At 73.9% G+C, this 6,455-nt stretch carries 6 protein-coding genes and 1 pseudogene; all 7 read left to right on the top strand.

The genetic code is table 11. The features are described from left to right. Positions 1-707: 707 nt before the first annotated feature. Entirely contained in the window at positions 708-1,253 is a 546-nt protein-coding gene (locus tag ACWC9T_RS40135; protein ID WP_449825983.1) for an RICIN domain-containing protein, read from the top strand. A gap of 988 nt (positions 1,254-2,241) precedes the next feature. Continuing rightward, positions 2,242-2,385, top strand: a pseudogene (locus tag ACWC9T_RS40130) (maleylpyruvate isomerase family mycothiol-dependent enzyme); the annotation flags it as partial. 399 nt (positions 2,386-2,784) lie between these two features. Next, complete coding sequence (locus ACWC9T_RS40125) at positions 2,785-3,207, top strand: DoxX-like family protein (RefSeq protein WP_449825982.1); 423 nt, start codon at positions 2,785-2,787, stop codon at positions 3,205-3,207. Beyond that, entirely contained in the window at positions 3,204-4,172 is a 969-nt protein-coding gene (locus tag ACWC9T_RS40120; RefSeq protein ID WP_449825981.1) for a hypothetical protein, read from the top strand. Before ACWC9T_RS40125 ends, ACWC9T_RS40120 begins: the two co-directional genes overlap by 4 nt. Before the next feature lie 55 nt (positions 4,173-4,227). Then, positions 4,228-5,007 carry a DUF2071 domain-containing protein gene (locus ACWC9T_RS40115; protein WP_449825980.1) on the top strand — a complete coding sequence of 260 codons (780 nt, stop codon included), beginning with the start codon at positions 4,228-4,230 and terminating at the stop codon, positions 5,005-5,007. Between the two features lie 122 nt (positions 5,008-5,129). Then, positions 5,130-5,855: a class I SAM-dependent methyltransferase gene (locus ACWC9T_RS40110; RefSeq protein WP_449825979.1), complete on the top strand. Its 726-nt coding sequence runs from the start codon at positions 5,130-5,132 to the stop codon at positions 5,853-5,855. After that, positions 5,855-6,298, top strand: coding sequence for a hypothetical protein (locus ACWC9T_RS40105; protein ID WP_449825978.1), 444 nt, complete (start codon positions 5,855-5,857; stop codon positions 6,296-6,298). Before ACWC9T_RS40110 ends, ACWC9T_RS40105 begins: the two co-directional genes overlap by 1 nt. Positions 6,299-6,455: the final 157 nt, after the last annotated feature.

Here is a 6,455-nt window from a genome sequence, read left to right as displayed (position 1 = left end):
GCGGCTCCAAGCGAGCCCACTCCTCGTCCGTCAGATCACCACGACCAGCCATACCAATCTAACGAGTCAGATGATCGGAGAGACACGCCCTAGTTCACCAGCGACGCGGTGAGCCAGTTCGGCCTCGCCGCGCTCCAGGGCGGCCAGGAGTATCCGGGGTGGCCTGGAGCCAGGAGTCTGGTCCCAGGAGTGGCCGTTCAGAGCCCTTTCGAGCTCGTAACGGATGCGCTCCGGCGGGGTCGTGGCGACGGCATGCAGGGCGCTGTCCAGGTCGGTGCGCGGGCCCGCTGGCTCTGGCCGCAGGAAGTCTGGCGCGTAACCGTGGGGGCCGCCACCTGCGATGACTGCCAGCAGGCCCAAGCGCTGCTCGGATAACGCTCTAACGGCCCTGGCGCGCCAGGCGGAGGGCAGCGCTTGCGGGATCTGAGCGAGTGTGAGGAGCAGGTCCTTGGCCGGATCCACGGGGGAGATGGCGAACCGAACCCTGCCTAGGCCCTCCGTGCCCAAGTCGATCCGGATCACGAGCAGCCCCCTCACGCAAGCGTCTTCGAGAACTATCGAATCATTCGACGCTGAACACGTCATCCGATTCCCTGGATCCAGGCCGGACCGCCGGCCGGATCAGGCGGCGGAAGCGCCGAACCGACCGGAAGGCTCTCCCCGGCCCCGCCAGGGCAAGCCCCGTCAGAATAAGGAGACAAGCAACCGTGCTCAAGCTCCATAAGACCCGACGCATCCGCCTGGTCGCGCTGCTCACCAGCGTCCTCGGCCTGCTCGTCACCGCCGGCATCGCCGCGCCGAGCGCCTCGGCAACGCCGCCGGGCAGCTTCCTGCAGAACCAGTACACCGGGCTGTGCATGTCGATTCCCGGCAACAACTACTACAACGGCGCCCCGGTCGACCAGTGGGGTTGCGGCGGCTACGGCGACCAGTACTACTGGACCACCAACTCCGCCAGCCACCCGGGCTACTACTACGTGGTTCTCGGCGAGAATTCGAGCCTCTGCCTGACCCACAACACGCCCAACAACAACGCGCAGCTGACGGTCACCTACTGCGGCCCGGGCGCCAGCCAGGGCAACGCGTATCAACTGTGGCGCAACGTCTACGACTCCAGCTTCGGCTCGTCCGAGATGCGCTCCTACGTCGACGACTGGTGCCTGTCGATCCCCGGCGCCTCCTCCGCGTACGGTGCCGCGGTCAACACCTGGCCTTGCGGCCCCTACCCGGACCAGCACTGGGCCTTCGTCTGATCCCACCGACCGACGGCGCGGGTGAGCCGGGGCTGAGCCGGACGCTCAGCCCCGGCGCCGGGCCACTCGACACGTCCGGCCGGGATTCTGCTGGTCCTGTGATCGGACCGCGGAGCTGTGTCCAGCGAGACGGGTGATCCCCGCAAGAGCGGCCAGCACGACGCAGGCGGTCGGGAGGGCGCCGCGCGGCCGAACGGCCGCGCGGCGCAGGCCGAGCCCGGTGAGGAGCTGTTCGGCGAGGTCGATCTCGTCTGCGGCCGACTGGGGGTCGGTGAAGGCGAGGGTGAAGGCGCGCTGGGCCTGGGAGGTGACTACTCTCCTCGCTGCTGGCCGCCAGCGACACCCAGCACCCGGCCCTCTACCGCGAACTGGCCGCCCGCCGCCGACCTCGCAGGTCAGCACCCAGGCGCCGCCTGGTGGCAACGCGCCCACCATGACGCCCAGGCTCTCGCCGCCGACATGGCCACCGCAGCACAGCAACCGTCTGCCCAATAGCCCGACCTCCTTCGCTCTTCCCCACTCCCCGCGTGCCGCCTGCCCTGATGCACCGACCGGGGACCACGGCGACCACCGCGACGTCAACGCCGTCGCCAACCGTGTCCAGGCCGAGCTGCGCGAGGCCCTGCGGCGTGCTCGTCCGGCCGATGCATCCCGTGACAACGCCCTCGGATCCGTCCTGCTCGCAGCCCAGGCCGCCGTCGCCCATGACGAACCAGAAGTCGTAAAGGGCGTGTGGAAGCGAAACGTGGCCGCATCTGTGAAGCCGCGCGTACAAGTACCCGGCGGGCAACCGGCACCAGTCCCGGAGCAGCGAACGGCGGCAGACCCCGCGCCGACGCTACAACAGGCCGTGCGAGCTCGACCATGCCCAACGGCTCGCGGTCGCGGTCAAGGACCTCTTGATCACCGAGGTCGACGAGCACGCCCGCCAGCAGCGCGAGCGCCATCGCGCTGCTCTCGCCGTGCTGGCGCCACCCGATCCGGGGCGATCCTCACCGGGCCGGTGGCGTTCCTCCTCATCGCGCTGGGCCGCTACACCGCCACCGACGCTCTCGCCCGGGGCAAGGTGCTCGCCTGGGGACGCAGGCCGTGGCTGGCCCTGGGCTTCCCCGGGCTGTTCACGGCCCCCTGAACGCGACCGGCGGTGCCGTGCGTCGCCCGCCCGTCCCGAACCTCGTCCTGGGTGGGGGCGCGGCCCTTGGCCCGGGCACGACGACGCCCGGACCACCCCACGCGGGAGGCGCCGCGCTCTCGGGAACCCGCTCGCGCGCGGCACCTCTCCAGAGCGGTGCCAGGCCAGGAGCGCACCGCCAGCCCACGCCGCCGCCCCTCCCACAGGTCGCCGGGCGCCCCGCCCGGCAGCCCGGACCCCTAGTTGAACGCGTTCAAAGGCGTACGCCATGATGGGGGCGAGCGGGAGCGACCGGCCCTGACCACGGGTGTCGGGCTGCCCCGCCGTGCCCCGCCGTGCCCCGGCGAGCTGCCTCGAACCGGCCGCCCGCGCCGGGTGCGGCAGAGAGGACCATCCGCCGTGTCGACACCCTGGCAGACCCGCTGCGCCACCCTTGCGGTCGCGCTGATGTGGGGGTACGAGGGCTTCTGGTGCAAGATCTTTCCCGGCCGCGACGACCAGCGCGCCATCGTCGAGGGCCTGCCGCTGCTGTCCGACGGCGCCGCCGGGCTCCTCCTGCTCGCGATCGGCCTGGCCGAGCTGGCGCTCGCCGCCTGGGTGCTGACCGGGCGTCGGGCCCGGCTCGCCGCGCTGATCCAGACGGCGCTGGTGCTCTGCTTCAACACAGGCGGCCTGCTCGTCGGCGCCGACCACATCCCCGAGCCGGGCCGCCTGATCGTGCAGGACCTCGCCTTCCTGGCCCTGGTCTGGACCGTCGCCTCCGCCCATCACGGCCAGGCCCCGCCCCGGCCGTGCAGGCGCCCCGGGGCGGCCGCCGCATGAACACCGAGACCGCCCGCAGGGCCGACGACGCCCGTACCGCCCGCGACGCCCACGATGCCCGGACCACACCCTGGGCCGACGGCCGACTGCTCACCGTCCAACCCCGGGGCCCGCGCGTCCTGTTCGGCCGAATGTACGAGGACCCGGCCGTCGAACTGGCCGCCTTCCCACCGCCGGGTCGGGGGGCCCGGGTACTCTGCATCGCCTCCGCCGGGGACACGGCCGCCGCGCTGGCCGCCGTCGGCTACCAGGTGACGGCCGTCGACCTCAACCCCGTGCAGCTCGACTACGCCCGGTCCCGGCTCCGCGCCGGCGCCCCTGCCGTCGCCGGCTCGGCCGAACGCCTCCTCGCCGCTGGCCGCACCGCCGCAGGCGCCCTGCTGCCCGCCTGGCGCCCGCGCGAGCTGGAGAGCTTCCTGCGCCTCGACGACCCGGCCGAGCAGGCCCGGCACTGGCGGCGCGCACTCGACGGACCCGGCCTGCGGCTGCTCCTCGCCGCCGCGCTCCGCCCGGCCGGCATCCTGGCCGGCGGGCTGCGGCCCGGCTTCCGGGACGTCGTACCGGCCCGGTTCGACAGCGTGCTGCGCGCCCGGCTCGCCCGCGGCTTCGCCCGCCACCCCAATGCCGCCAACCCGTGGGCATGGCGGCTGCTGCTCGGCCACGAACCACCCAGGGGCCAGGGCCCGTTGCCCACCGGCGGGGAGATCCGGCTGGTCGCCGGGGACGCCGTCGAACACCTGGAACGGTCCCCGGCCGGCCACTACGACGCCGTCACGCTCTCCAACGTGCTGGACGGCCCCGGGCCCGGCTTCGCTCGGCGGCTGCGCGCCGCTGTCCGGCACGCCGTGCGACCCGGCGGGGTCGCCGTGCTGCGCAGCATCCGCGAACCCGGCCCCGCCGGACCGGGTGCCGCCGCCGAGGACCGTTCGCTGCTCTGGGGCGTCGTCCGGGTGGTCCAGCCGTGAACCCCGCCTCCGTCTCCGCCTCCGCCTCCGTCGCCCCGCTTCCGAGGAGCTGACCGTGCGCCACCTGCTGCAACGCCATCTGGTCCCGATCCGCACGCACTTCGCGCACTCGCTCGTCCTCACCTACGCCCTGCCGCCCGAGCTGCTCGCGCCACTGGTCCCGCCGGGGCTCACCCTGGACACGTACACCGCCCCCGACGGCACCGAGCACGGCTTCGTCGCGGCCGCTGTGGTGGACGCGCGCGGCCTGCGCCCGGCCGGACTGCCGGCCCGCCTCGGCGCGGACATCGTCCTCACCGGGTACCGGGTGTTCACCCGGTTCCCCACCCCGGGCGGCCGGACCATGCGCGGCCTGCGGATCCTGCGCAGCGACACCGGCCACCGGCTGATGGTCGCGGGCGGCAACCTGCTCTCCCGCTACCACTACCGGCTCGCCCGGATCGGCGGCCGGGTCGTCGGCGACACCCTGGAGTTCAAGGTGCTCAGCGCCGACGGTCGGGCCGACCTGCACGTCCGCGCCAACCTGGCCGGCCGCCCCGCCCCGCTGCCGGCTAGCAGCCCGTTCGCCGACGCCCGGGTCGCGCGCCGCTTCGCCGGACCGCTGCCCTATACGTTCGAGTACGAGCCGCAGACCCGCTCGATGATCGTCGTCAAGGCCGTCCGCGCCCACTGGGAGCCGGTACCGGTCGCCGTCGAGGTGCCCCGGCTGACGTTCTTCGACCACGGCCCGCTGGCCGGTAGCCAGCCCGTGCTCGCCAACGCCTTCCACGTCGCCGACCTCGACTACGGCTGGGAGTCGGGCAGCCGCCGCGCCCTCGACGGGAGCGCGCGGTGAGCCCGGTCCGGCCGGCGGGAGAGCGGCCGGCCGGACAGTGGCCCGCGGGAGAACGGCCGGCCCGGACCGCTCCGGAACCGGCGCCTGCCGCGAGCCCAGCCCCGCTGCGCCGCCCGTCCGGCATGCGCGAGGTGATCGGCTACAACTGGCCGCTGTACGCGGGCGGCGCGCTCGCCGCCGTCGGCGGCTGGACGCTGGTCCGGCGGCTGCCCCGCCCGGCCGCCCGCCTCGCCCGGGCCGGCGCGCTCGCGGCGGGCTGGCTGCTCGCCGCCAGCACCGCCGCCACCTGGTACGTCTACGACCGTTCCGCGCTGCACGGCTACGCCTGGCTCGACGACCTCCTGCCGGACGGACCCGGCCGCCACCTCGTGGTCTCGGCGGGCCTCGACGAGACGAGTCAGCCGATAGCCGCGCGCCATCCGGGTGCGCCGCAGCTGATCGCCGATCTATACGACCCGGCGCTGATGACGGAGGGTTCGATCCACCGCGCCCGCCGTCGCCTGCCGCCGGTGCCCGGCACCGTGGCCGCCCGACCGGCGGGGCTACCCGCCGCGCCCGCCTCGCTGGACTCGGTGCTCGTCGTGTTCGCCGCCCACGAGCTGCGCCGGGCGGCCGACCGCGCCGCTCTGTTCGCCGAAACGGCCCGGGTGCTGCGGCCGGGCGGCTCGCTCGTCCTGGTCGAGCATCTGCGCGACGCCGCGAACACCGCCGTCTACGGCCCGGGCGCGTGGCACTTCCTGCCGCGGGCCACCTGGCTCGGCCACGCCGCCGCGGCGGGTCTGCGCCCGGCGGCCGAACGGCGGATCGCCGCACTGGTCACCGCGTTCGCCTTCCGGAGGTCCGAGTAGTGAACCAACTCCTCGACGTGGGGGTCCAGTTGCGGCTGGTCGGCGCCGCACTGGTAGGCATCGGCCTGTTCCACGCGGTGCTGCCCCGTGTGATCGACTGGCCCGCCGACCTGGCCGGGACCACCCTGCTGACCCGTCAGGTCTCCTACGCGCACCTCTTCTTCATCGGCCTCGCCTGCGTGCTGCTCGGCCTGCTGCCGCTTGCGCTGCCCGGTGAGCTCCTCGCGGGCTCGCCGCTCGGGACCGCCCTCCTGGCCGGCCAGACCCTGTTCTGGGGTGCCCGCTGGGTCTTCCAGTTCGCCGTCTTCTCTCCCCGCCTCTGGCGCGGCGATCCCCTCCGCACCCTGGGCCACCTGGCGTTCTCGGCGCTGTGGACGTGGGTGACCGCGGTGTTCGCGGCCGCCCTGTGGAGAGTGCTCCAGGGTTCGTTGCCTAGCTGGTGACTTAGCTGCGTCAGCATGGCATGCGGGAGCGAGGCTCTCACTCGCTCTGGCCGCCGACGCCCGCGGCGCGGCCACGGGAAAGGCCAATACCGAGCTGGAAAGGGCTCGCGCGGCCGCCTTTGCGGCGCAGCAGCGGGGCCGCGTGCGCCGGTACCTG

Source organism: Kitasatospora sp. NPDC001159, assembly GCF_053598235.1.
This window is presented reverse-complemented; position numbering and strand designations above follow the sequence as displayed.

Coding starts and splice junctions, on each gene's coding strand:
- ACWC9T_RS40120 (WP_449825981.1), top strand. CDS start 3,204: ATGAACACCGAGACCGCCCGCAGGGCCGACGACGCCCGTACCGCCCGC.
- ACWC9T_RS40110 (WP_449825979.1), top strand. CDS start 5,130: ATGCGCGAGGTGATCGGCTACAACTGGCCGCTGTACGCGGGCGGCGCG.